Source organism: Steroidobacter cummioxidans (assembly GCF_003104955.1).
Window position 1 is genome coordinate 15,932 of record NZ_LSRW01000055.1, and the last position, 24,424, is coordinate 40,355.

The window sequence follows — 24,424 nt, forward strand, 5'->3', positions numbered from 1 at the left end:
GTGTTTCTCCCTGAGAATCATTTGTTCAGCGCCAGCGCCGCTGGCCGCTCGATGTAGCCGCCGAGGCCGTCCGGGACGATCTCGATGATGGAAATACGCGTGGGCGTGATGCTGACCACGCGGCCGTCGTTCTGACCCATGAAGGCACCGGGCAGCACCCGATGCACCAAGCCATCCTTGCCCTGGACCAGAGCGAAGTTCTTGCCCTGCAGCTGCAGCGTGCCGACCATGGTCATGGTGTCGAGCGGGAACTGCTCGAGGAATTCGCGTGTGCGCTTGCTGTCCGGACGCACGGCGTTGGCCACATCACTGCGCGTCGGTGCGCTCGGCACGAATGGCGAGCGCATGCTCGATGCGTTGTACGTGAAGCCCTCGTAGGCCCTGATCTGCGGCAGCGGATCGATGCGCTCGCCAGGTCGACTCTTGATCTCGGCAACCTGCGCCTGCAGCTTGTCCATGTCCGTGGAGCAGCCGCTCAGCCACACCAGGGCGAGCGCGCCGGTCGCGAGAGTTCGAAGATGCTTGTTGTTTACCGTCATAAGTGACTGCTCTTGCCGCTGTTCCAAGGGCGCCGCATTACGTTGCGTTGGGCGGGCGAGCCCCGTTCGGTCTGCCACCCTTCGGCATCTTGGGTTCCTGGGCAGCCTGTTCCTCGTCGTCCAGGTAACGATAAGTCTTCGCGGTGACGTTCAACTGCAGCTGGTCGTTGCCTCCGTCCTTACCCGCCGGCACGATCTCCACGTCGTGCAGCGTGACGATACGCGGCAAACCTGCGATGCCGCTCACGAACGCGCCGATCGCATGGAAGCTGCCCGTCAAGCGCATCTTGATCGGCAACTCGGCATAGAAGTCCTTGTTGATCTGCGCCTCCGGCTGAAACAACTTCTGATCCAGGCCGGCGCCCGCGCCCTGCTGTGAAATATCGGTCAGCAGGTTGGGCACTTCGGTCTTGTCGGGCAGCTTGCGCAACATCGCGCCGAAGGAGCGCTCCATTTCGGCGAGCTGCGCCTTATACGCGTCCAGATTCGCAGCCTTGCGCGCCTTGGTTTCCAACGTGCCCAGCAATTGCGTTTCCTGCGCGCGCGCCGCATCGAGCTCCGGCTTCTTGTCCTTCCACGCCAGGAAATACGCCATCAGTCCGGCGGCGACCACGAAAATCAACAAGATCGCACCGAGACGGAACGGCAGCGGCCAACGACTCGGGTCGTTGGGATCGAGGTCGCGTAGCTGTTCGACGAATGTGCTCACGACGCATCTCCCGCACGACGTGCCGGCTTCGCTTTGGCCGCAGACGCATTCTCCGCGGCGGCGGCAACCTGTGGATTCTCCTGGGTCGCGTTCAGCGTGAACTGCGAACCGGCGTCGCTCGCGCCCTTGGTCTCCAGAATCTGCAGCGCCGGATCCTTCAGCCACTCGGAGCTGTCGATATTGCGCATGTAGGAGGCCACGCGTGTGCTCGACTGCGCGATGCCTTTCAACTCGATCTTACGGTCGGTCTGTTTCACTGAGGTGAGATAGATGCCGTCGGGCGTGGTGCGTACCAGCTGATCGAACACGTGCACGATTTCCGGCCGGCTCAGCTCGAGCTGCTCGATCACGCTGATGCGCGCCTGCAAGCGTTTCTTCTGCTCTTCCAGATCCAGGATCTCGGCAATCTGCTTGTCGAGCTCTTTGATCTGGTTGTTCAAATACGTGTTGCGCGCCATCTGGTCGTCGATCGCCGACTGCATCTGCCAGTTGACGACGAAGAACACCATGGCGGCGGCGGCCAGCGCGCCGACCGCGCCGACGCCGAATTCCTGACGTTTGCGTTTGCGCTCCGCTTCCCGCCAGGGCAATAGGTTGATTCTTGGCATGTCAGTCGAAGCTCCGTAACGCGAGACCGCACGCAGTCAACAACGCGGTGGCATCTTTCTTGACCGCCTGCGCCTTGGCCTTCTGACTTACCTTCATCTGACCCAGTGGATCGCCTCGTTGTGATTCGATGCCGACCCGACTTTGGATCATTTCGGCGGCGCCCGCGATGTTGGCGCAGCCGCCACAGATGAGAATCTGTTCAGGCTGCTCGCGACCGGCGCCGGAGGCGAGGAAGAACTGCAAAGAGCGGCTCACCTGCTGGCACATATCGTCGATGAACGGACCGAGCACTTCGGTCTCGTAGTTGCCCGGCAGCCCGCCTTCTTTCTTGGCACGGCCGGCCTCTTCCATGCTAAGGCCGTAGGTACGCATGACCTCTTCGGTCAACTGCTGGCCGCCGAAGGCGAAGTCACGTGTGTAGATGACCTTCAGATCGCGCAACACGCTGAACGTGGTGGAGCTGGCGCCGAAGTCGACCACCGCGATCACGCGGCCCAGGCCGCCATCGGGCATCTGGTGTGTCAGCAGGCGGCAGGCATTCTCGAGCGCGAACGCTTCTACATCGACGATCTTGGCGGTGAGGCCGGCAGCGGCGCACGCGGCGATCCGCTGCTCGACATTCTCCGAGCGGGTCGCGACCAGCAGCACGTCGAGCATGTCCGGATCCTTCTCGGAAGGACCGATCACTTCGAAGTCGAAGCTCACCTCTTCCATGGGGAAGGGGATGTACTGGTCGGCCTGCATTTCCACCTGGCCTTCCAGCTCGTTCTCGCCGAGCGTGCGCGGCATCTGGATGACCTTGGTGATGGCGGCATCGCCGCTGATCGCCACGGCCGCTTCCTTGGCGCGCGCACCTGAACGCTTTACAGCTCGCTTGATGGCCTCGCCGACGGCATTGGCGTCGACGATGGCTTTTTCGTTGATTGAATTCGGCGGAGTGGCCTCCGCAGCATAGGACTCCACGCGGTATTGACCGCCGCTCATGCTCAATTCGATGAGCTTGACCGAGGAGGTAGTGATGTCCAGCCCCAGGATGGGTCTGGATTTTGCGGTTAACAGCACGCTGGTTCCCTTTCCTGATCAGACACTTAGGTGACGATCGCAGAGCGGACGCGAAACACGGGTCGCAACTATATACAGCCGTGACTTAAGTTGAATGTGAGGAGCCTCACGAAATACCATCGCGGTATTCCCGCAGCAAAAGTGCTTTTTTTGCAGTAGTCGGCGCAACTCTGCCGCGTTCATTCGTTTGAGACGAAGTAGATCAGAGCCTTACCACCTGAACAGCGTGCACCTTCGTCCCGGCTCCGCGGTCTTCCTGCCGAGATCCCCGAATGCCGTTTGCGGTTTCGCGACCCAGGCCCGCGGCCGTGAAACCTGAGAGTCGTCTGCAACGATCTTCAGGGACTGACCTCAAAGTCAGTCTGGGAAGGCATTGGTACTATCGGCGTCGTGTCCCTGGATCGACGGCGGCGCCACGGGGCGGCCCAGCCATAGATTATGTTCAAGATTTCAGGGCTAATATTGCCTAGCAGCTTTTGATATAGCAACTGGCAAAGCAAGGACTTAGGATTTTTAGTTGCCATGCGACGTTACCTCAAATCTCCCCTCCGGCTGATCCTCGCAGGCGCTGTCGGAGCGGCTGGCGCGGCGGTCCTCGGACTGGCCGGTGCCTATCAGTACCTGCGTCCCGCGCTGCCCGACGTGACCGCCATCAAGGACATCCGGCTGCAGGTGCCGCTGCGCGTCTTCAGCCGCGACGGCCGGCTGATCGCTCAGTTCGGTGAGCAGCGCCGCATTCCGCTGGGCTTCGACGCCATCCCCCGCCAGATGATCAATGCGGTGCTCGCGGCCGAGGACGATCGTTTCTTCAAGCACGGCGGCGTCGACTATCCGGGTCTGGCGCGCGCCGTGATCCGGCACCTCCTGTCAGGAAACAAAGCCGAGGGCGGCAGCACGATCACGATGCAGCTCGCGCGCGGCGTGTTTCTGAGTCCGGAGAAGAGCTATCGCCGCAAGATGGTGGAAATCTTCACCACGCTGCGCATCGAGCAGGAGCTCACCAAGCAGGAAATCCTCGCGCTGTACCTGAACAAAATGTTTCTTGGCCAGCGCGCGTATGGCATCGGTGCCGCGGCGGAAGTTTATTACGGCAAGTCAGTCGATCAGTTGACGCTGCCAGAGATTGCCGTAATCGCCGGCACGTTCCGCCTGCCGTCGCGTGACAATCCAGTGGCAAACGCAGAGCTCGCTCGCCAGCGACGCTCGTATGTGCTCCGCCGTATGCGCGAGAAGGAATACATCACGCAGGCAGAGTACGAATCGGCGTTGAAAGCGCCGGTCGAATCGAAACTGCACGGGCCCGCAGTCGAAGTCGAAGCGCCCTACATTGCGGAAATGGTGCGAGCCGACTTGTTCAATCGACTCGGCGCCGATGCTTACACCGCAGGTTACGAAGTCATCACGACGGTCGACAGTCGCTTGCAACGTGCCGCCGTGAAGGCGTTGCGTGGCGCATTGCTCGATTACGATCAGCGCCATGGCTATCGCGGTCCCGCCGGTCGCGTCACGTTGCCGTCGGGCGCGCGTGCAANAAAAGGAATGGTCGCAAGCGATCGATGAATACGCAGTGCGCGGCGGTCTCGAGCCCGCGGTTGTGATCGCGACGGAAGAAAAAAGCGCGGTCGCTTACTCGCGCGGCGCTGGCCGCATCAACTTGGGCTGGAGTGGCATGAGTTGGGCTCGCAGCCCGCTGCCTGATGGCAGCGTCGGCCCGCAGCTGCAACGTGCGACCGATGTGCTCGCGGTCGGCGACATCATCTATGTCGCTCAGGAAGTCTCGGGCAACTGGCGCATGGTGCAGGTGCCGGAAGCGCAGGGCGCGTTTGTCGCAATGGACCCGCAGGACGGCGGCATCGCGGCGCTCACGGGTGGCTTCGATTATTTCGCCAGCAACTACAACCGCGCCGTGCAGGCCAAGCGTCAGCCCGGCTCGTCGTTCAAACCTTTCCTGTATTCAGCGGCGCTCGACCAGGGGTTCACGCCCGCGAGCATCGTGAACGACGCACCTCTGGTCATCGAGGATGCGGCGCTCGAGGGTAGCTGGCGTCCGCAGAACAACTCGCGCGAATTTCGCGGTCCCATGCGTCTGCGCGAAGCGCTGGTCCGTTCGCGCAATCTGGTTTCGATTCGTGTGATGAATTCGTTGGGGCCTGCGTACGCCACGCAGTTCATCTCGCGCTTTGGCTTTCCAGAAACCAGCTTGCCGCGCAATCTGTCGCTGGCGCTGGGCACGGCGCAGGTTTCTCCATTGGAGATGGCGAGCGCTTACTCGGTGTTCGCGAACGGCGGCTTCCGCGTCGAGCCCTATTTCATTCAACGCATCATCGACAGCAACGGCAAGGTCGAATTCGAAGCCGAGCCGAAGTTCGCCTGTGCCGACTGCGTGCAGCCGACGCCCGCCGAGGGTGGCGCGACCAATCTGCTCGATGCGCCGATCACCACTGCCACCAATGACGAGACGCGTTGGGGCGGCCGTACCTATCTGCAGGAGAAGTTCCTGGCGCCTCAAGTCCTCTCGCCGCAGAACGATTATTTGATGACCGACATGATGGGCGACGTCGTCAAGCGCGGCACCGCGGTCCGCGCGTTGCAGTTGAAGCGCAGCGACATCGCCGGCAAGACCGGCACGACCAACGATCGTCGCGACGCCTGGTTCTGCGGCTTCAACAACTCGCTGGTCGGCACCGCCTGGGTGGGCTTCGATCAGGAACGTTCCCTCGGTCCGGGTGAAGAGGGCAGCCGCACGGCGTTGCCGATGTGGATCTACTTCATGTCCGAAGCGTTGAAGGGTGTGCCCGAGCAAAAACGCACGCCGCCGCCGGGACTGGTGTCCATGCGGATTTCGGCGGATACCGGCCTGGCCGCACGGCCCGGCGATCCGAATGCTATTTTCGAGACATTCATGGCGGGCCATTTGCCACCGAAAGCCGAAATCGACTCGGCGCTGCCCGGCGATGACGAGGAGAACAAGGAAAAAGACGACTCGCTGTTCTAGAACGGCGGGGCGGTTCTGATTACGGGAACGAAGATGAGTAAACGAAGCAACCCACGCGCGGAACAGCTGCGCATGGCGCTGGCGCAGGAAGCGGCTCGCATCATGTCCGAACAGGGCATCGACGATTACGGCCTGGCCAAGCGCAAGGCGGCCGAGCGCCTCGGCGCGACCGATATCGCGGTATTGCCGAAGAACACCGAGATCGAGGCGGCGCTGGCGGCGCATCATCGTTTGTTCGAGGGTCACAAGCATTCGACGGCGCTGAGCGCATTGCGCCGGACAGCGCTGCAGGCCATGAAGTTGCTGGGTGACTTTCAGCCGCGGCTAGTCGGGCCAGTATTGAGCGGCACGGCGTCGGCGCACTCGGAAGTGAATCTGCATCTGTTTGCGGAAGGCTCGGAGCCGGTGGCGCTGCATCTGATGGAGCGGGGCATTCCGCACCACATCGCCGAACGCCGGCTGCGCTACGAGCCGAACCGGCTGGTCTCGTATCCGGTGGTGCAATTCGTTGCGGGGGATCGGGAAATCGACGCGGTCGTGTTTCCCATCGATGGCATTCGTCAGTCGCCGGCCAGCCCGGTGGATGGCAAGCCGATGCGCCGCGCGGACGCGGCTGAGTTGGAGTCTCTGCTAGAGGAAGCGAGCAGCGATGACTGAGTCACCGCTGCTCGCCTGACGATCAGCGCTTTTCCATCTCGACGTACTGGCGCGTCGCAGGTCCCGTGTACAGCTGGCGCGGACGGCTGATCTTCATGGTCGGATCGGCAATCATTTCCTGCCAGTGCGCCACCCAGCCGACGGTGCGGGCGATCGCGAACATCACCGTGAACATCGACTGCGGGATGCCGATCGCGCTGTAGATGATGCCGGAGTAGAAATCCACGTTCGGATACAGCTTGCGCTCGACGAAGTACTCGTCCTTCAGCGCGATTTCTTCCAGCTTCAGCGCCAGTTCGAACAGCGGGTTGTCGGACTTGCCGAGCTTCGCCAGCACCTTGTGGCACATGGCGCGGATGATGGTCGCGCGCGGGTCGAAGTTCTTGTAGACGCGGTGGCCGAAGCCCATCAGCTTGAAGTTGTCGTTCTTGTCCTTGGCCTTGGCGAGGAACTTCGGCACGTTCTCGACGGTGCCGATCTGCTCCAGCATCGCCAGCACCGCTTCGTTCGCGCCGCCGTGAGCCGGGCCCCACAATGCCGAGATGCCCGAGGAAATCGCGGCGTACGGATTGGTGCCCGTGCTGCCGGCGAGACGAACCGTGGACGTGCTCGCGTTCTGCTCGTGATCGGCGTGCAGGATGAACAACAGATCGAGGGCCTGCGCCTGCACCGGATCGATGTTGTACTGCTCGCACGGCACAGCGAAGAACATCTGCAGCAGGTTCGAGCAGTAGTCCAGATCGTTGCGCGGGTACATGAACGGCTGACCCAGCGCATGCTTGTACGCGGCCGCGGCGATCGTCGGAATCTTGGCGATGATGCGATGGGCGAAGATCTCGCGATGGCGCGGGTTATTGATGTCCATCGAGTCGTGATAGAACGCCGCCATCGATGCCACCACGCCCGAGAGCATCGCCATCGGATGCGCGTTGGCCTGGAAACCGTTGAAGAATCGCAGCAGCGATTCGTTGATCATCGTGTGGTATTGGACCGCGTGCTGAAATTCAGCGAGCTGCTCGCTGGTCGGCAATTCGCCGTTGATCAGCAGATACGACACTTCCAGGAAGTTGCTCTTCTCGGCCAGCTGCTCGATCGGGTAGCCCCGGTACAGCAACACGCCGTTGTCGCCATCGATGAAAGTAATTTTACTTTCGCACGACGCCGTGGCCATGAAGCCCGGGTCGAAGGTAAACATGCCATGTTCCTTGGCGAGGTTGCCGATGCTGAGCACATCGGGCCCGAGCGTGCCGCTCTTCACTTCGGCGAGCGACTTCTTGCCGGTCGCCAGATTGGTCAGTTCAAACTTCTTCTCGGCCATGGAGCTAATTCCGCAGACAGATGCCACAGGGGAGCCTGACCGGGCGCTTCGGTGAAGGGAGCATCTGGCCAAGCCGTGGAAAACGAGCGAGCCCCTCCGTAGGCGTGCGTTCGTCGCGGCTTTTTGCAAGCGCAAAAATCGGAGGCGCAGACTTACACGTCATCGCCAGCGAATCAAGCATGCAGACTGACGACTGACATTACTAATGTGCATCGCGGCGGCTGCGACGCTAGAGCCCGTCAATCGATGTCGTGAAGTCCGCCGTTGTCTATTAGGCCGACTTATTTTTCCTTCGGTGCGATTAATCTTCGTCCCATAACTCGGACTACTGCACGATCTTGATCAGCTGGCCGGGCTGCGGCTCTTTGTTCGGGTACAGATCGTTGAGCAGGCGCAGCTGCTGTTCGGCGTACTCGGGCAAGGGTGAAGTTTTCGCAAGATCCGCGATGCGCGTGGTCTCGGTGGCGCGGATCGTTTTGATCTTGTAGGGCTCGGCGAGCGCGAACTCGTTCTGCTTCAAGCGGCGGAACGTTTTCACCGTCGACATGAAGAGCGGATCGGCCTTGGGCGTGCCGGTCGAACCCTTGCTGGCGCCGGCAAAAATGTAGGCCAGATTGTTGTGGTAGAGAACCACGTAGCGGGCCGGCATCAAGCCGAAGGGCGTGGCCGCGGCCCGCACGACGGCGGTGTAGCCCTGCAATCCATTCACTTCGATGGGCTCGGATTGGCTGGCGCTGGAGCGCGCGAGCAGCCGTGAAAGAAATTCACGCGGACCGGTGTTCGGCGGCGGCGCTTGCGTCTGCATCTGCAGGACGCTGTCCTTCTGCGGCGAGAGCGCGACGACGCGATCGGCCTGATTCTCCACCGTCCAGCCGCTCGGGAAAGCGAGTGTCAGCCCCAGATCGACGTGATAGAAGCGATTGCCTTTGAGCACGCCCTGCGAGCGGCTCGGCCCCATCGGCAGCCCTTCGATCACCTTCAGATATTTCTCGCGACCGGGATCGAGATTGTCGGTGGGACCGCCCTTGAGCTTCTCCGCCGCCTTCACGACTTCGGTGAGACGCTGATCGTTGTCGGGGTGGGTCGCGAACACGCCGTGATACACGCGCGGCTCGCGCTTTTCCTCACGTGCGCGCTGGATCTCGAACATCTCCTGGTTCTTCAGCAGCCGCACCACGTCGATCATGTTGGTCGGTGCGTAGCCGACATTCTTGAGATATTCCGCGCCGAGCCGATCGGCCTCGAGCTCCTGGTCGCGACCGTAGCCGCTGACCAGCGCGGCGCCGGCGTAGTTGGCGAGACCGGCGAGATCGGCACTGCCGGTGAAGATGCCGACCGCGGCGGCACCGATGTTCGACAGCGCCGACTTGCTCTGCTGACGCACCGGATGGCGCGCCGTCACGTGCCCGACTTCGTGACCCAGCACGGCGGCCAGCTCGGCCTCCGAGTTGAGGTAATTCATGATGCCGCGAGTGATGTAGACATAACCGCCGCCGGTGGTGAACGCGTTGATGTCCTCGCTATCGAGCACCATGAAGTGATATTCGAGCTCAGGGCGGTGGCTGGCCTTGGCGGTGCGCTGGCCCACCTCGTTGACATAAGCCTGCAGCTGCTGGTCGTCATAGGGCCCGCCGAACTGCTGCATGATCAGCGGATGCACTTCCTTGGAACGCTTGATCTCGCCGGCTTCGCTCTGGAACACCAGATCCGGCCGCCCGGTCACCGGGTTGGAAGCACAGCCGCTCAATAGCGCCGCGGGTCCGGCAGCGAGGGCGATAAGCAACACGGCGCGAATTGTGTTTTTCAGCGGCATGGCGGCGTCCGGCTCGGCAACGGCTGGGCGGCCATTGCACTCTATAGCTGTATGTTGATGCAAATCGTCGCGAGTTCCCCGACTGGATTCTCTAGGTACCTGGGGAGTGCGAAAACGACAAAAAGGGCGCCCGGAAACCGGAGCGCCCCTTTGGGTGTAGTGCCCGCCTGCTGAACGCGTGCTTAACGCGGCTGGCGTCAGCCGACTCGCCGATGCTGTCCGCGGAAAGCTTCCGCGCGACCGCTATTAGCGAGCGTACTTCTTGCGGAACTTGTCCACGCGACCGCCGGTATCGACGATCTTCTGCTTGCCCGTATAGAACGGATGGCAGTTGGAGCAGACTTCGATCTGCAGGTCATGGCCCAACGTGGAGCGGGTAACGAAGGAGTTACCGCAGCTGCAAACCACGTTGATCGCTTTGTACTCAGGATGGATGCCGTCTTTCATGGCTCTGTATCTTGGGTCGGACCGGGCCGAAAAAAGGGGGCGAAGTGTAGCGGCCGCTCGCCCCCCTCGCAAGAAGAAAACTTTCGCTCGGATGGGGGCGAATGGATTCGTAGGTACTTGACGGCGGTTATCCACAAAACCTGTGGATAAGTTTGTGGATGAATGGGCGCCGGGTCGACCTCAGACCTTGCAGAAATGTGACGCTGTCAAATTGCTCAAATTTTCACCAGGGTATTTCACCCTGCGCGATCAATGACTTACAGAGCCCTGCTGATATATCGCATTGAATTTTGTCATCAACGTGGGGCGCACACCACGCACCTTCCTGCGTGTGCATAACCCACGCGCGGGCAGGGCTAAGGGAGTGGTTTTCAAAGAGAATTTTGTGGCTTGGTTCACACGCCGGAGTAGCGGTAAGAGGAACTATTCGGCGCCCCGCCACGTTCAGATTTCTTCCTACGAGGGTAAGAAGAGCTCCTGCAGATCGTTGAGGAAGCGCTGCCCGTCCCCGGTCGCCCGCCACTGCCGATGGCCCTCCTGCTCGAGCAGACCTTTGCGCTCAGCCGCCGCGATCTTCCCCCCGAGCACCTCGAACGACAGGCCGGTGCGTGCTTCGAAGGCTTGCTCATTGAAGCCCTCGATGAGTCGCAGACCGTTGAGCATGAACTCGAACGGCAGATCCTCGCCCGGGACCACGCGACGTTCGCTCAACCGCGAGTCCGCAGAACGGGACAGGTACTCGCGGGGTTGCTTCACGCGAGTGGTCCGCTCGATGACCTCGCGCGCATCGAGCCGCGTCAGCTTGCCGTGCGCGCCGGCGCCGATGCCGATGTAGTCGCCGAATTCCCAGTAGTTCAGATTGTGGCGGCTCCTGCGCCCCGTTCGCGCGTAAGCCGAGACTTCGTATTGCTCGTAGCCACGCGCCGCCAGCAGCTCCTGAGAATCGATCTGCATCTGCCAGCAGTCGTCCGGATCGGGCAGCGGCGGCGGACGGTGATAGAACACCGTGCCGGGCTCCAACGTCAGCTGGTACTGCGAGAGGTGGGCTGGCTGAAGTGCCAGCGCGCTTTCCAGGTCCTGCAGCGCTTGCGCCACGTTCTGCGCCGGCAGCCCGTACATCAGATCGAGATTGAAGTTGTCGAGCCCGGCTTGCCGCAGCTCTTCGACCGCACGGGCAATGTCGCCGGCGCCGTGAATGCGCCCCAACAACTTCAACTGCTCCTCGTTGAAAGTCTGCGCGCCGAGCGACACGCGATTCACCCCAGCATCGCGATATCCCGAGAAGCGGCCGTGCTCGATCGTGCCGGGATTCGCCTCGAGTGTGATCTCGATGGCCGGATCGAAGGGAATGTGTCGGCGCACCCCTTCCAGCAACCGGCCGACCTGATCGGGAGCAAACAGGCTGGGCGTGCCGCCCCCGAAGAAGATCGAGGTCAGCGCGCGACCCTGCACCGCCGCCACGTCGTTCTGCAGATCGTCGAGCAGCGCATCGATGTACTGCGCCTGGGGCACCAGCTCCGGCGCCGCATGCGAGTTGAAGTCGCAGTACGGGCATTTGCGCACACACCAGGGCATGTGCACGTAGAGGGACAGCGGGGGCAGGGCGAGTGACACGACCAGCTTGCTACGAGATCGGATGGATCTCTCTCAATTGGGCCACCAAGCCACGCAGCGCCTGGCCGCGATGGCTGAGCAGATTCTTCTCCACCGCAGACAGTTCCGCCACCGTCACCGGGCGTTCAGCGAGCTCGAAAATCGGGTCATAGCCGAAGCCGCCCGTGCCACGACGATTGCTCGTGATGCGACCTTCCCAGCTCGCCTGGCAAATCAGGGGCGACGGATCTTGCGGCGAACGCATGTACACCAGCGCACACTGATAGCGAGCCGAGCGCTCCGCAGGCGATTTGCCTTCGAGCGCCGCGAGCAGCTTGACCAGATTGTCCTCGTCGCTCGCGCCCTCGCCAGCGTAGCGCGCGGAATAAATGCCGGGCGCACCTTCGAGTGCATCGACTTCGAGCCCCGAATCGTCGGCGATGGCCGGCAAGCCAGACGCTTGCGCCGCGTGCCGCGCTTTCAAAATGGCGTTCTCGACGAACGTCAGTCCCGTCTCCTCGACACTGATCGAAGTGAACTGAGATTGCGGCAGGACTTCGAATGCCGGCGGCGGCAGCAGCTGGCGCAGCTCCTTCAATTTGCCGGCATTGCCGGTGGCGATGACCAGACGCATGACGCTCAATCCGCGTTGAGCGCTTCGAGCTGACGCGCCAGCAGCTGACCACAACCGTTCGCGGCCAGGTTCAGCAGCTCATCGAGCTCGCTGCGCCGGAACGCGTGACCTTCGGCGGTGCCTTGCACTTCGATGAAGCCGCCGCCGTTGTTCATGACGATGTTCATGTCGGTCTCGGCCTCGGAATCCTCGGCGTAGTCCAGATCCAGCACCGGCTGGCCCGACCAGATGCCGACGGACACCGCAGCGACCTGACCGTGAATCGGGCTATCGCGCAGCGCGCCCTTGCGCACGAGTGAATTGATGGCGTCGACCATCGCCACATAACCGCCGGTGATCGAGGCGGTGCGTGTGCCGCCATCCGCCTGGAGTACGTCGCAATCGACGGTGAGCGTGCGCTCGCCGAGCGCTTTCAGATCGATCACCGCACGCAGCGCTCTGCCGATCAGGCGCTGAATTTCGAGGGTGCGGCCACCTTGCTTGCCAGAGGCGGCTTCGCGCTTGTTGCGAGTATGAGTCGCGCGCGGAAGCATGCCGTATTCGGCGGTCACCCAGCCCTTGCCGGAGTTGCGCAGGAAGGAGGGAACGGTTTCCTCGATGCTCGCGGTACAAAGCACGCGCGTATCGCCGAACTCGATCAATACCGAGCCTTCGGCGTGACGGGTGAAACGACGAGTAATGCGGATCGGCCGCAGCTCATCGGGAGCGCGGCCACTGGGTCTGGATTTCATGCTTCCTCCTAGGAAGCGAATGGAGAGCGATACGACTTCCGAGATGCCTGGGCTCAATTGCCCAGGTAACGCATCACGGCAGCGGTCGAATTATCGCTGAAAGGTGACGATGCCTGCACTGCGCGGCGGCCGAGGGCTTCCAGCCAGGCTCGCAGCTGTTGCGTATCGTCGCGGAAAAATGCGGCGATATCCGTATCGCGGAGGTTTGCCCAGATGCCATCGGTGCACAACAGGAGCACGTCGCCGGCCTGCAGGACATGCCGGCCGCTGATGGTCATCTCGGGAATCGCGGGATCGCCACCGAGGCAGCATTCGACGAAGTTGCGCATCGGGTGATTGGGCAGCTCTTCCTCGGTGATCTTGCCCTCGCGCAACAGCAGCTCGACATGGCTGTGATCGCGGGTCCGCGTCACCAGCTTGCCGTGACGAATGTGATAGATGCGGCTGTCGCCGATATGCGCCCAGTAAGCTGCACCTTCCTGGACCAGGCACACGGCAATCGTGGCGCGCGGCCGCGCATCGATGCTCTGGCCGTTGCCCAAGCGGGCGACGTCGTCATGCGCGCGACTCAACGACAAATGCAGGAAGCCGATGGGATCGAACATCGGCACAGGCGTTTGCTGGAAGGAATCGAGGAGGCTTTTCAGTGCCGTATCGGCGGCGCGGCTGCCATCGGAATGGCCGCCCATACCATCAATGACCACGAGCAGCGCAGCCTTATCGGTGGCGGCGACGGTCACACGGTCCTGGTTGTCCTCACGATCACCGATCAGACTTAAATCTGCATGCTCGATCCGCAAGCGCGGGCTCCGGCCGGACGGCTCTTCTGCTGTTACACTTGCCCCTTCCAAGGCGTCGCTTTATAGCATCGCGTCACGCACCGTGTAAGACAGCGTTTGCCTTAATCTCTCCTACGGCACGAAATAAATGATCCGCAGCATGACAGGTTTCGCCCGGCGTGAGCGCGCCGGCCCATGGGGTACGCTGGTGTGCGAGCTGCGCACGGTGAACCATCGCTATCTGGAAACCTCGCTGCGCCTCCCAGAAGAGCTGAAGACGCTGGACAACGAGGTGCGCCAGGCCATCACGGCGGCGCTGCGCCGAGGCAAAGTGGACGCCAATCTGTATCTGAAGTCGGCGGCGGGCACGCAGCGCTCCTTGGAATTGGATACGCAGTTGCTGGATGAGTTGGTCGCCCGGGTGGAACAGGTCCGGGGCCAGCTGAAGTATCCCGCCCCGGTCAGTCCCATCGATGTGTTGCGCTGGCCGGGTGTGGTGCGCGAAGCGGAAGTGGACATCAAGCCGGTGCTCGCGGCCGCGCTGGAGTTGGTCCAGGAAGCGCTGAACGAGTTGAATGAGACGCGCCTGCGCGAAGGGCAACGCATTCGCGAATTGCTGTTGGCGCGTTGTGCGACGATGCGCACACAAGTCCAAGCCGTGCGCGCGCGCTTGCCGGAAGTGTCGCGACGCATGCGTGAACGCATCATTGAGCGAATCACGCAACTGGGCAGCACGCCGGATCCGGAACGCCTGGAGCAGGAGCTGGTGCTGTACGCCCATAAGATGGATGTGGACGAGGAGCTGGACCGTCTGGGCGCGCATCTGGAGGAAGTGACCTCGGTGCTGGGCTCCGCCGAGCCTGCCGGTCGTCGCCTGGACTTCCTGATGCAGGAGCTGAATCGCGAAGCCAATACCCTCTCGTCGAAGTCGCAGGACAGCGAAACCACGCGCGCAGCGGTGGACATGAAAGTCGCCATCGAACAGATGCGCGAACAAGTACAGAACGTGGAATGAGTGAAGTGTCGGTACCCCGGGGAAAGCTTTTCGTGATCGCCGCGCCGTCGGGCGCGGGCAAGACGACCTTGGTGCGCGCTCTGATGGCGCGCGTGCCGTCGCTGCGCTTTTCTATTTCCTATACCACTCGCAAGCCGCGGCCCAACGAACAGCACGGCCGCGATTACTTCTTCGTCGACCATGCCGAATTCGAGCGCATGGTCGCTGCCGGAGAATTCCTCGAGCACGCGCGCGTGTTCGACAATTATTACGGCACGTCGAAACCGCAAGTCGAAAGCATGCTTCGCGATGGCGAGAACGTGCTGCTCGAGATCGACTGGCAGGGCGCGCAGCAGATTCGTCGCGCCATGCCCGAATGTCAGTCCATCTTCATCCTGCCGCCTTCGCGCGCAGCGCTCGAACAACGCCTGCGCGGTCGGCAGACGGACAACGACGAAGTGATCGCCCGCCGCCTGCGCGACTCGATCGCCGACATGTCGCATTGGAACGAGTTCGACTACGTCGTCATCAACGATACTTTCGAGCGCGCCACCGCCGAGCTTGAAACCATTGTCGCGGGTCGCGGCGAAGCGCTGCGACGGGACCGATCCGAACTGCAAACGCTGCTGCCCCGTCTGTTGGGTTAGGCCCACCGATATTTTTTTCTGGCGCGGTTGAGCGCTGAACTTGCCGTGGCGGCGACAGACAAAGCTTCTGACTGCCGCGGCTAGCGGCTTCATCAAGGAACAAGCTACATGAAACTCAGAACCCTTCAGCTCACCACTGCCGCCGCTTGCGCGTTGCTGGTGTCCGGCTGGGCTGCCGGCGCGGAAGCCGAGCGTCCTCGCACCATCAGCGTCTCCGGCCAAGGTGAAATTCAGGCCGAGCCGGATCGCGCTCTGGTGACGCTGGGCGTGGAAGCACGCAAGCCGAAGATGGAGGACGCGCGCGCTGAAGTGTCGAAGACCGTCGACGCCGTACTGAAGCTGACGCGCGATTTGAAGATCGATCAGAAGTACGTGCGCACGACTCGTGTCAACGTTCAGCCCGAGTACAACTGGGACAACAATGCCAAGGAGCGCAATCTGATCGGCTACTACGTGTCGCGTCAGATCGAGATCGAGCTGCGCGATCTGGACAAGCTCGGTCAGTTGATGGAGAAGTCGTTCGATCTCGGCGTGAACTCGGTCGGCGATCCGCGCCTGGATTCGACCAAGCGGCGCGATCTGGAACGCGAGGCGCTCGCGAAGGCCGTGGCTGACGCGAAGCTGAATGCCGAAGCGGTGGCGAAAGCCGCCGGCGCCCGCTTGGGTGCGCCGCGTAATATTTCTGCCAGCTCCGGCTTCGTGCCGCCGCCGATGCCCATGATGAAGGTCCAGATGGCGCGCGCCGAAATGGCGTCCGATGCGGCCGGCTCATATCAAAGCGGTCAGATGGGATTCAACGGCACGGTGCAGGTCGAGTACGATCTGATCCCGAACACTACGCCGTAATCGAGGTCGTCAGCGGAGGCGGCTTTTCCCATGAATCGCAGCTTTCACCGCACCACCCTACGCAGCGCTGCCTTGGCAGCGCTGCTCTCATTTCAAGGCGCGGCGCACGCCATCGAAGCCCCGAAGCAGGCGCCGCCTCCCGAAACGCCCCCGGAAGCGCCTGCGGCCACCGTCGTGCCGACGGATGAGACTGCGTTCCAGCAAACCCTGCAGCGGGTCACCACGTTTCGTAACTTTCGCGGCCTCAACGTCAGCGATGAAGTCATCGATCAGCTGGCGCGTGGCGAAGCGGATAAAGCCGTCGCGAGCCTGAGCACGCTGGCGGCGCAAGGCAACCGGGATGCAAACATTGCACTGGTGCGCGTCCAGCACTGGTGCAATTCCGTTGCTCAAGCGCGCCAGCAGGATTGGCAGGCGCAGCTGCCCCAGGTTGCCAAACAATTTCCGCCGGAGCGGGCCGGTCGAGTCGCCGGCGTGCTGAAGGCGGAAGCCGAATTCAGTCCGCGCGCGAGAACCGGTTGCAGCCAGGCGCGCTTCGACTTTGGAGGCATCGAATCCCGTCTACGCGCAGCGGCCGAGGCGGGCGATCCCGCAAGCGCGACCGAGTTGGCCCCATTCCTTCGTGATCCAGCCAAGCGCGAGGAATTGATACAAACGGCGATCAGTAAAAATTACGCGCCCGCGATGTATGCAGCCGCGAGCAATCTGTTGATGGCGGTTCAGCGCGGCGAGACCACCGAGAACGTCAGCAAAATCCGCGAGCTGCTGAAGAGCGCAGGCCGTTCCGTGCCAAGAGCGAAGTTGGATTTGGCGAACTGCATGGCACTCGGCTGCGACGGTCACCCGGCTGATGCTCGTACCGCTATGGCATTCGGTGTCGACGCCGCGCGCGATGGCGAACCAACGGCTTTCCTGTCGATGGTGCGAATGCCGTGGGGACGGCAGATGCCGCGCGTTCAAATGCTGGCGTGGCAATACTTTGGAGATCGGCTGAATGAAGCCGGCTGCATGGGCGATGCTTACATCGTCACGTCGCTAGGCTTCGCACAGAGCATTCCGATGCTGGAAAAAGGTCAGCCCACGCAAGTGCTGGATGCAGCGCAGTCGCAGGCCGAGACCTGGTGGAAAGATAACGGCGAGCGCGCGAAAAAGGAAAACGGCTGCCGTTAGGCTTCGGTCAGGCAGCGACGCGATCGACCAGCAGTACGGTGCCATCCACGCCGGTGACGCGAGCTTTCGCGCCGGGCGGCAGATTCGGCCCGCGAATCACCCACTCCCGATTGCCGAGCCGAATGCGGCCCGCGCCGTTCTGCAGGCCCTGCTCCAACACCACGACCTGACCAATGTGGCTATGGCCGGAGCGATGGCTGGCGAGCGGGCTGTTCAACTCGCGCTGCCTCTGGACGTATTGCCGCCAGAAGTACAAGCCGAACACGGTGGTGGCAAATAGAACGAACCAGATCATGGATGTGCAAAGTTAAAAACGTGAACGGACTGTAGCAGCAAGCCCTCGGGGAAACGACGAATGAGGTCACAGCCGCGCTGTGACCCTCGTTCCAAACATCGAGCCCGAGATCCGCGGACTTTACGGAATGGTGGGCGCGGATGCCACGCCCCTTCCACAAGTTGTGAAACAACTTCGAGTTCGGCGCAAACGACGCGAAATCAGCCCGCCCGCTGTGAGGGAACGCCTTGCCGACGCTTCAGATGAACCAGCAAAAGTGAAATCGCCGCTGGAGTAACGCCGGGAATCCGCGCTGCGCGACCGACCGTATCCGGCCGTGCTTCCTGCAAGCGCTGGCGAACTTCCATCGACAGGCCACGCACCTGAGCGTAGTCGAGGTTGTCGGGCAGCCGCGTGTCTTCATGACGTCGCTGACGCTCGACCTCATCCTGCTGTCGATCGATATAGCCGGTGTACTTGGCCTGCACTTCGACCTGCAGCTGTACCTGCTCGACGAGCCGCTCGTCGGCGTCGGCGGCGTTCATCCAGTCCGCCTTGCCAACTTGTTCGATCGACGCGAGCGCTGCGTACGACACTTCCGGTCGCCGCAACAGATCGAAGCCGTGAGCCTCGCGAGCCAGCGTCGTGCCGAGCAATTCCAGCGAGCGCTCTTCGGTCAGGTGCTGCGGCCGCACGATGGCTTTGTCCAGACGCGTCACTTCGGCATCGATCGCTGCGCGCTTGGCGTTGAAGAACGCCCAACGCTCGTCGTTCACCAGGCCAAGCTCACGACCCTTCGCGGTCAAGCGCAGATCTGCGTTGTCTTCCCGCAGCAGCAGTCGATATTCGGCGCGGCTGGTGAACATGCGATAGGGCTCACTCGTGCCGCGAGTGATCAAATCATCGACCAGCACACCGATGTAAGCCTCATCGCGACGCGGCGTCCACGCTTCGCGCTCTTGTGTCAGCAACGCCGCATTCACGCCCGCGAGTAAACCTTGCGCCGCGGCTTCTTCGTAACCGGTCGTGCCATTGATCTGTCCGGCGAAAAACAGACCGCCGATGAACTTCGTCTCCAGGCTGTAACGCAGATCGCGCGGATCGAAGTAGTCGTACTCGATCGCATAGCCAGGCCGCGTGATGTGTGCGTTCTCGAAGCCTTTGATCGAGCGCACCAGGTCCAGCTGCACATCGAACGGCAGGCTGGTGGAAATGCCGTTGGGATAGATCTCGTGAGTCGTCAGGCCTTCCGGCTCGATGAAGATCTGGTGCGACGTCTTGTCGGCGAAGCGATGGATCTTGTCCTCCACCGACGGGCAATAGCGCGGCCCGACGCCTTCGATGACGCCGGTGTACATGGGCGAGCGATCGCAGCCCGCGCGAATGATGTCGTGCGTGCGCTCATTGGTCGCCGTGATGTGGCAATTCACCTGGCGAGGATGATCGCTGCGGCGGCCGAGATACGAGAACACCGGCGCTGGCTCGTCGCCGGGCTGCACGAGCAGCCCCTCATAGTTGATCGTGCGGCCGTCGATGCGCGGCGGCGTACCGGTCTTCAAGCGACCGACGCGGAAAGGCAGGGCGCGCAACCGTTCAGCGAGACGATTCGACGGCGGATCACCCGCACGGCCGCCCTGATAGTTGCTGAGGCCCACGTGAATCTTGCCGGCCAGGAACGTGCCCACAGTGAGCACCACCGCCCGGGCACGAAACTCGATGCCGGTCTGAGTCACAACGCCTTGCACCCGTTCTTGCTCGACGATGAGATCGGCGACTTCCTGCTGGAACAGCGTCAGGTTGGGCTGATTCTCCAGCATGAAACGGATCGCCGCCTTGTAGAGCACGCGATCGGCCTGCGCCCGCGTGGCGCGAACCGCCGGGCCCTTGCTGGCATTCAGGGTACGAAACTGAATTCCGCCGCGATCCGCAGCCTGTGCCATGGCGCCGCCCAGCGCATCGATTTCCTTGACCAGATGGCCTTTGCCGATGCCGCCGATGGCGGGATTGCAGCTCATCTGGCCCAGGGTCTCGATGCTCTGCGTCAGCAGCAGCGTGCGCACGCCCATCCGGGCCGAGGCCAGAGCAGCCTCGGTACCGGCGTGACCGCCGCCCACCACGATGACATCGAAATCTTGCGGAAAACGCATGGGAATCAGGGTGCTCGCGCACCTGGCCCGGGGGAAAGGGCGCTCATTCTAGTTCAGGCGCCCCGCGATTTCTCTAATTGGCCCGTCAGTTCGTGGGATGCCGTACACGTTTCAGCAGCGACAGGGCCATTGCGACCAGCAGCGCCACGCCGACCACCAGCACCCCCCACAAAATCACTACTTTGACCGGCGTCTTTTTCGGCGTCGGTTTCAGGGCATCGGCGCCACCGAGCTGCACGATTTGCTCGACGAAACCCTGCTCGATCATCCGCTCGCGGTCGGCCGGAGTTACGTCCGCCAACAGACCATCGCAAACCGCCGGCTGGGCCGGTTCTGCCCGGCGGCTGCCGAAAGCCACAGTAAACGGCCCCGGACCCTGCGCGAGGAATCGGAGCTTGGCGGGCCGATAGCCCAGCTCCAGTGTGCTGTCCTGATACACCTGCGGATCTTTCAGAATCTGCAGGCGCCAGTATCGATCGGTGGTCCCTTGGAAGTGCGCTGGCGGGCTCTCCCGTCGCACTGTGTCCGAGACGATGACATAACTTTCGCCCGTCCAACGCTGGCGCCACGACGCCTGTTCGTCCGGTCGACTCTGCAAACTCACGTTGACCGTGCTGTTCTGCTGCGCCAGACGCACGCGCGCATATGTGACAGGCGCCAGGTGCTGCGCATCGAAATACAGAACATCCGCTTCCTTGGATTCCATGGGCAGCGCGTTGAACCACATGGGCTCGATTTCTTCCGCCGCCGCGACCTGCTCCGCCGTGACCGAATTCAGAATCAGCGGCGGACCGCTGTCGACTCGCTGCACGCGCAGATACTTGTACTGGCGATTCGGCAACTCGATGCGCTCTCGACGCAGTTCCTGATCGCCCTGTTGCGCAAGTAACAAAGTGCTCGCCGGCACGATGATTTGCCACCGATCCAGATCGTCACTCGCCTCGATGCGAACTTTCACCTCGGAGGCGCCGTCCGGGCTGCGCCAATCGAAACGAATGGCGCGCAAAGGCTCCGTCTCGCGAGCATCGATGATGTGGATCAGCCCATTCACAACTTCCGGCTTGGGTGCAGCAGTTTCCTCCACGTTCACTCGGGTGCCTGACGACGTTTCGACGGCGACGCGCGAGTTGTCCGTATAAACATGATCTCGACCACGCAGCACGAATACCGGCAGGGACACTTCAGTCACCTGCGGCGCCGCGCTCGCCGGCGTCGCGCAAAACGCATGCGGCACGGGCATGCCATCGGCGTTGAAGACCCGCAGATCGCCGAGATCGGCCCGAGTCACGACCCGATACACGTCATCGGGCAGCACGGTCTCGACCATCGGCTGCGCATAGTTCGCTCTGATCGACATGCCGCTGGAATAGTCGTTCATGCTGGGCGGAGCCGCACCGACGCCGGCAGCCAGCAGACAGCCCAGTGAAACAAACATTGCACGCACGGTCATAGACGATTCCAGGATCCTGTTGCTCGAGTCCATCATTCCGTTACCTGCTCGCTCACCTTGCGCGGCGGCAAGGGCGCGAGATAGCCCGTCACCAGCAGCAACGCGCCCACCGTAAGGAACGACATGATGCGCGCGACAGTGCCGACATTGGACAGATCGACGAGGAACAATTTCGCCACGACGACGATCATCAACGCCGCACCCACCATCCACACGTAACGCCAGCGCTGCCGCGCCGCCAAAGTCATGGCAGTGAAGCCAAGCACGCCCCAGAAGATGGACAGCGAGGCCTGCACCAGCGTGGAATGCGTCATTCCATAGAGCGTGATCGGTGCCCCGAAGTTGTGGTGGAGCGTTCGAATCAACGCAGCGTTCAGCCAGATGAACACCAACCCGGCGACGATAGCGATCAAGACACGCGGATCGAACTGCCAGCAGGTCGCGCGCTGCGCGTCGCTGAGCGAGCTCCACCACATCGCAAGCGAGGCGAAGCACAGCGCGACGCTGATATCGAGCGGATTCAACAACGGCATATAGGGCAGCCAGGTCGAATCGCCGGTGTTGTTGACGTTGATGACGAGTATCCAAACGCCCATCGCAACGACGGCCGGAATGGCGCCATAGATTCGATACGCTTGCTCACGTACCGCAACCGGCCAGCTCGGACGCAATTGCTGACGGCCGAGCCAGGCAACTACCAATGCCGGCACGACGCCCCAGGGTAACAGCGCCCAGACGCCGGTCGTCAGCTCGGCGATTTGATAACTCGCTTCCCAGGCGACAACCAGCGCGAACACCCAGGTTGCGCCGGCATGCAGCCAGTTGAGACCTGGCACATCGCGCGTTTCGCCAAGACGCAACATGGCGAAGTGCGCCGCGAACAGCAGCACCCAACCCACCGCGCCCCAGTGAGCGAAGGGATGCGTCAGCGTCGCACTCGTCAGAGCGAGCAAGGCGCAGAGCGGCGGCAGGCATGTCGCAATGAGCAGGGGCAATCGCCACTCGCGCTTCAAGCTCGTCCAGGCGAGCAGGGCGACCGTCAAGGCCACAAAGCTCAGCGTCCCGCCATACCAGGCCTCTGGCAGGAACATTTCGATCTCGCGCACGCCACCGAGCAACCACCAACCCACACCCCAAAGCGTGAACACGACATCGGCGCCCGTCTCGTAGCGGGCCTGTCGCGCTTGATTGCGAAACAACCAGTAGCCGCTACAGATGCCGGAGATGCTGAGCATGACTGCGCCAAGCATGGTGCTGTTGAGAACTGGCCAATCGGCGGCATTCCGGTAGGTCATGCTGATCAGATACCCCATGCCTGCCGCGATCTGTAGCAACGCACCGAACGCGCGAGCCAGCTTGCGCTCTTGACGCACACCGAGCCACAACAAGCCCGCGCCTTCGACAGCCCACATCGCTGCCGTCGTTCGAGAATCGAACGCAAGCGGAATGGCGAGACTTCCGAAGATCACGCCGAGCGCGGCGAACGCCTCGACCAACAAGCGGAAGTTCTCGCGGCGCGTCAGGTACAGCACCCAGCCGAGCAGCAGATAGAACGCACCGAGCGCGAACGCACTCCAAGCCAACGCGTATTCGATCCCCGAGAGCATCGACGCGTGCAAACCGAACGCGACGACCGGCAAACCGAACACCAGCGCGCCAGAGACGTAGCCCTTCAGGTCGGGCGGCTGACGGACGCAGTTCAGAATCGACACGCCGACGTACATCAAGAAGAACAAGATGAGGAATGCATCGGCAGCGAACAGATCGCCGCTTTCGTAACCGTTCACGCGCCACAGGCCGGTGATCGTGAACGTAAACAGGAAGCCCAGCACATTGAGCACTTTCCACGGACGGAACCACGCCACCGCAAACACGCCGAGATTGAGCACGGCGTAGTAACTGAACAGAGCGATGTAGTTGCCGCTGCCGGTCGACACCATGATCGGTGCAAGGAAGCCACCGGCCGTGCCGATGACGGCAAGTGAGAGCGCGTTCTGTCCGACCGCGAGAATGGCAGCGGCCAGCACAATCACGACCATCAGGCCAAAGGCCAGTCCGGTGGGCAGCAAATCAAAGCGTGTCGCTGCGTAGACGGTTAGATACAAGCCAGCGATGCCGCCACCTTGCAGCACTTCTGAGTACATGGGCCGCTTTTCACGCAAGCGCCAACCGACGATGAGCAGCGCGAACGCGCCAATGGCGATGCCCACGAAACGCAGCTCGATGGGGAACAGACTGTTCTCGGCCGCGTACTTCGCCAGGAAGGTGGCACCGAAGAACAGAATGACGATACCGATGCGCGCCAGTGGATTGCCGCGCTTGAGCCAGGCGATGAACTCGCCGGTCAAACGATCGATAGCAGAAGGCTCTGGCGGAGGAGCAGGACGCCGCGGCGGCTCGGGGCGTGTAGTAGTCGTTGGCTGAGCGATGCTGGGCGATACGGCCGATGTAACTTGCTCTGCGGGAGCTTGAACAGCTGGGATGGCAGGCGAGGGCGCCGGAGCTGGTGTGACTTCCGGCGTCGGTGCTGGCGGCGGTGCCGGTACGCGAAACTCGACGGTCCTGCTCAGCGACCGCAACTGCTCATCCAATGATTGGACCCGGCCCCGCAGATGAAAAATCTGCGCCAGCAAGGCGCCCAGCAAGGCACCGAACCAGAAGATCTCGAGATCCGAGTACAGCGACGCGCCGGCCACGCCGAACAGCAACGCCAGACAGATGGTCAATCCCTTGGAAGACGTTTGTTTTTCCGGCTGCATGCGCGCACTGATTATGTGCCGGGCTGCGTCCCGGCGCGCGCATCTTGCTGGAGCGCCGCCTGAAGCGCAAACGAACTAGGGCCTGTGAACACTCATTGGATGGGCTGCGACGAGCTATTGCGGTTCAGGGCTAGGCGCGACGACCGCCGTGTACTCTCCGTACATAAGGGAGGAGTAACGACGTCCTGAATCGCAATAGCTCGTCCCATAAAACAATATTCATTCATCAGAGGGTTGCGCCTCCAATGAGT

General features: G+C 62.1%; 22 protein-coding genes. 7 read left to right on the forward strand and 15 right to left on the reverse strand.

What is annotated here, in order from left to right:
* Positions 1-17: 17 nt before the first annotated feature.
* The 4 genes from D0550_RS23650 to D0550_RS23665 are packed head-to-tail and all read right to left on the reverse strand — an operon-like array spanning position 18 to position 2,919.
* The gene (locus tag D0550_RS23650) at positions 18-539 is read right to left on the reverse strand and encodes a pilus assembly protein PilP (RefSeq protein ID WP_116811663.1); all 522 of its coding nucleotides are present in this window, start codon (positions 537-539) and stop codon (positions 18-20) included.
* Positions 540-576: 37 nt separating this feature from the next.
* Positions 577-1,248, reverse strand: coding sequence for a type IV pilus inner membrane component PilO (locus D0550_RS23655; protein ID WP_206606495.1), 672 nt, complete (start codon positions 1,246-1,248; stop codon positions 577-579).
* On the reverse strand, positions 1,245-1,856 hold the full coding sequence (locus tag D0550_RS23660; RefSeq protein WP_116811664.1) for a PilN domain-containing protein: 612 nt from the start codon (positions 1,854-1,856) through the stop codon (positions 1,245-1,247). The genes D0550_RS23655 and D0550_RS23660 overlap by 4 nt, the downstream gene beginning before the upstream one ends.
* A gap of 1 nt (position 1,857) precedes the next feature.
* Positions 1,858-2,919, reverse strand: coding sequence for a pilus assembly protein PilM (locus D0550_RS23665; RefSeq protein WP_206606496.1), 1,062 nt, complete (start codon positions 2,917-2,919; stop codon positions 1,858-1,860).
* Between the two features lie 522 nt (positions 2,920-3,441).
* Between D0550_RS23665 and D0550_RS23670 the strand changes: the two genes are divergently transcribed.
* From D0550_RS23670 to D0550_RS23680, 3 genes are read left to right on the forward strand one after another with little or no spacing between them, the layout of a single operon-like run.
* On the forward strand, positions 3,442-4,479 hold the full coding sequence (locus D0550_RS23670) for a transglycosylase domain-containing protein (protein ID WP_116811665.1): 1,038 nt from the start codon (positions 3,442-3,444) through the stop codon (positions 4,477-4,479).
* Positions 4,397-5,914 carry a penicillin-binding protein 1A gene (locus D0550_RS23675; RefSeq protein ID WP_116811666.1) on the forward strand — a complete coding sequence of 506 codons (1,518 nt, stop codon included), beginning with the start codon at positions 4,397-4,399 and terminating at the stop codon, positions 5,912-5,914. The genes D0550_RS23670 and D0550_RS23675 overlap by 83 nt, the downstream gene beginning before the upstream one ends.
* A 33-nt stretch (positions 5,915-5,947) precedes the next feature.
* On the forward strand, positions 5,948-6,571 hold the full coding sequence (locus D0550_RS23680; RefSeq protein WP_116811667.1) for a hypothetical protein: 624 nt from the start codon (positions 5,948-5,950) through the stop codon (positions 6,569-6,571).
* Between the two features lie 22 nt (positions 6,572-6,593).
* Here the strand turns inward: D0550_RS23680 and D0550_RS23685 are convergent, their stop codons facing one another.
* The 7 genes from D0550_RS23685 to D0550_RS23715 form a co-directional block, all read right to left on the reverse strand.
* On the reverse strand, positions 6,594-7,889 hold the full coding sequence (locus tag D0550_RS23685) for a citrate synthase (RefSeq protein WP_116811668.1): 1,296 nt from the start codon (positions 7,887-7,889) through the stop codon (positions 6,594-6,596).
* Between the two features lie 325 nt (positions 7,890-8,214).
* Positions 8,215-9,702, reverse strand: coding sequence for a M48 family metalloprotease (locus tag D0550_RS23690; protein ID WP_116811669.1), 1,488 nt, complete (start codon positions 9,700-9,702; stop codon positions 8,215-8,217).
* A 246-nt stretch (positions 9,703-9,948) separates the two neighbouring features.
* Positions 9,949-10,149 carry a 50S ribosomal protein L31 gene (rpmE, locus tag D0550_RS23695; protein ID WP_116811670.1) on the reverse strand — a complete coding sequence of 67 codons (201 nt, stop codon included), beginning with the start codon at positions 10,147-10,149 and terminating at the stop codon, positions 9,949-9,951.
* A gap of 456 nt (positions 10,150-10,605) precedes the next feature.
* Entirely contained in the window at positions 10,606-11,763 is a 1,158-nt protein-coding gene (hemW, locus tag D0550_RS23700) for a radical SAM family heme chaperone HemW (RefSeq protein WP_241520898.1), read from the reverse strand.
* A gap of 10 nt (positions 11,764-11,773) precedes the next feature.
* Complete coding sequence (gene rdgB, locus D0550_RS23705) at positions 11,774-12,376, reverse strand: RdgB/HAM1 family non-canonical purine NTP pyrophosphatase (protein ID WP_116811672.1); 603 nt, start codon at positions 12,374-12,376, stop codon at positions 11,774-11,776.
* 5 nt (positions 12,377-12,381) lie between these two features.
* On the reverse strand, positions 12,382-13,107 hold the full coding sequence (gene rph / locus D0550_RS23710) for a ribonuclease PH (protein ID WP_116811673.1): 726 nt from the start codon (positions 13,105-13,107) through the stop codon (positions 12,382-12,384).
* Between the two features lie 53 nt (positions 13,108-13,160).
* Positions 13,161-13,907 carry a PP2C family protein-serine/threonine phosphatase gene (locus D0550_RS23715; protein ID WP_161966005.1) on the reverse strand — a complete coding sequence of 249 codons (747 nt, stop codon included), beginning with the start codon at positions 13,905-13,907 and terminating at the stop codon, positions 13,161-13,163.
* Between the two features lie 139 nt (positions 13,908-14,046).
* On the opposite strand from D0550_RS23715, the gene D0550_RS23720 reads away from it, so the two are divergent.
* From D0550_RS23720 to D0550_RS23735, 4 genes are all read left to right on the forward strand, one after another.
* Positions 14,047-14,901: a YicC/YloC family endoribonuclease gene (locus tag D0550_RS23720; RefSeq protein WP_241520899.1), complete on the forward strand. Its 855-nt coding sequence runs from the start codon at positions 14,047-14,049 to the stop codon at positions 14,899-14,901.
* On the forward strand, positions 14,898-15,527 hold the full coding sequence (gene gmk / locus D0550_RS23725) for a guanylate kinase (RefSeq protein ID WP_116811676.1): 630 nt from the start codon (positions 14,898-14,900) through the stop codon (positions 15,525-15,527). Before D0550_RS23720 ends, gmk begins: the two co-directional genes overlap by 4 nt.
* A 108-nt stretch (positions 15,528-15,635) precedes the next feature.
* Complete coding sequence (locus D0550_RS23730; RefSeq protein ID WP_116811677.1) at positions 15,636-16,373, forward strand: SIMPL domain-containing protein; 738 nt, start codon at positions 15,636-15,638, stop codon at positions 16,371-16,373.
* A 30-nt stretch (positions 16,374-16,403) separates the two neighbouring features.
* Positions 16,404-17,543: a hypothetical protein gene (locus D0550_RS23735; RefSeq protein WP_116811678.1), complete on the forward strand. Its 1,140-nt coding sequence runs from the start codon at positions 16,404-16,406 to the stop codon at positions 17,541-17,543.
* Between the two features lie 7 nt (positions 17,544-17,550).
* Here the strand turns inward: D0550_RS23735 and D0550_RS23740 are convergent, their stop codons facing one another.
* From D0550_RS23740 to D0550_RS23755, 4 genes are all read right to left on the reverse strand, one after another.
* Entirely contained in the window at positions 17,551-17,838 is a 288-nt protein-coding gene (locus tag D0550_RS23740) for an NfeD family protein (protein ID WP_116811679.1), read from the reverse strand.
* 200 nt (positions 17,839-18,038) lie between these two features.
* Positions 18,039-19,964, reverse strand: coding sequence for a tRNA uridine-5-carboxymethylaminomethyl(34) synthesis enzyme MnmG (mnmG, locus tag D0550_RS23745; RefSeq protein WP_116811680.1), 1,926 nt, complete (start codon positions 19,962-19,964; stop codon positions 18,039-18,041).
* 85 nt (positions 19,965-20,049) lie between these two features.
* Positions 20,050-21,414, reverse strand: a complete 1,365-nt coding sequence (locus D0550_RS23750) for a DUF3999 domain-containing protein (protein ID WP_161966006.1) — start codon at positions 21,412-21,414, stop codon at positions 20,050-20,052.
* A gap of 32 nt (positions 21,415-21,446) precedes the next feature.
* Positions 21,447-24,173 (reverse strand): DUF2339 domain-containing protein, encoded by a 2,727-nt coding sequence (locus D0550_RS23755; protein ID WP_116811682.1) that lies wholly within the window; start codon positions 24,171-24,173, stop codon positions 21,447-21,449.
* Between the last annotated feature and the right edge of the window lie 251 nt (positions 24,174-24,424).

What these genes read in the sequence shown, in the direction of transcription:
- D0550_RS23650 (WP_116811663.1), bottom strand. Translation starts at nt 539, where the DNA reads ATGACGGTAAACAACAAGCATCTTCGAACTCTCGCGACCGGCGCGCTC.
- D0550_RS23660 (WP_116811664.1), bottom strand. Translation starts at nt 1,856, where the DNA reads ATGCCAAGAATCAACCTATTGCCCTGGCGGGAAGCGGAGCGCAAACGC.
- D0550_RS23680 (WP_116811667.1), top strand. Translation starts at nt 5,948, where the DNA reads ATGAGTAAACGAAGCAACCCACGCGCGGAACAGCTGCGCATGGCGCTG.
- D0550_RS23685 (WP_116811668.1), bottom strand. Translation starts at nt 7,889, where the DNA reads ATGGCCGAGAAGAAGTTTGAACTGACCAATCTGGCGACCGGCAAGAAG.
- D0550_RS23690 (WP_116811669.1), bottom strand. Translation starts at nt 9,702, where the DNA reads ATGCCGCTGAAAAACACAATTCGCGCCGTGTTGCTTATCGCCCTCGCT.
- rpmE (WP_116811670.1), bottom strand. Translation starts at nt 10,149, where the DNA reads ATGAAAGACGGCATCCATCCTGAGTACAAAGCGATCAACGTGGTTTGC.
- rdgB (WP_116811672.1), bottom strand. Translation starts at nt 12,376, where the DNA reads ATGCGTCTGGTCATCGCCACCGGCAATGCCGGCAAATTGAAGGAGCTG.
- rph (WP_116811673.1), bottom strand. Translation starts at nt 13,107, where the DNA reads ATGAAATCCAGACCCAGTGGCCGCGCTCCCGATGAGCTGCGGCCGATC.
- D0550_RS23720 (WP_241520899.1), top strand. Translation starts at nt 14,047, where the DNA reads ATGACAGGTTTCGCCCGGCGTGAGCGCGCCGGCCCATGGGGTACGCTG.
- gmk (WP_116811676.1), top strand. Translation starts at nt 14,898, where the DNA reads ATGAGTGAAGTGTCGGTACCCCGGGGAAAGCTTTTCGTGATCGCCGCG.
- D0550_RS23730 (WP_116811677.1), top strand. Translation starts at nt 15,636, where the DNA reads ATGAAACTCAGAACCCTTCAGCTCACCACTGCCGCCGCTTGCGCGTTG.
- D0550_RS23735 (WP_116811678.1), top strand. Translation starts at nt 16,404, where the DNA reads ATGAATCGCAGCTTTCACCGCACCACCCTACGCAGCGCTGCCTTGGCA.
- D0550_RS23740 (WP_116811679.1), bottom strand. Translation starts at nt 17,838, where the DNA reads ATGATCTGGTTCGTTCTATTTGCCACCACCGTGTTCGGCTTGTACTTC.
- mnmG (WP_116811680.1), bottom strand. Translation starts at nt 19,964, where the DNA reads ATGCGTTTTCCGCAAGATTTCGATGTCATCGTGGTGGGCGGCGGTCAC.
- D0550_RS23750 (WP_161966006.1), bottom strand. Translation starts at nt 21,414, where the DNA reads ATGACCGTGCGTGCAATGTTTGTTTCACTGGGCTGTCTGCTGGCTGCC.
- D0550_RS23755 (WP_116811682.1), bottom strand. Translation starts at nt 24,173, where the DNA reads ATGCAGCCGGAAAAACAAACGTCTTCCAAGGGATTGACCATCTGTCTG.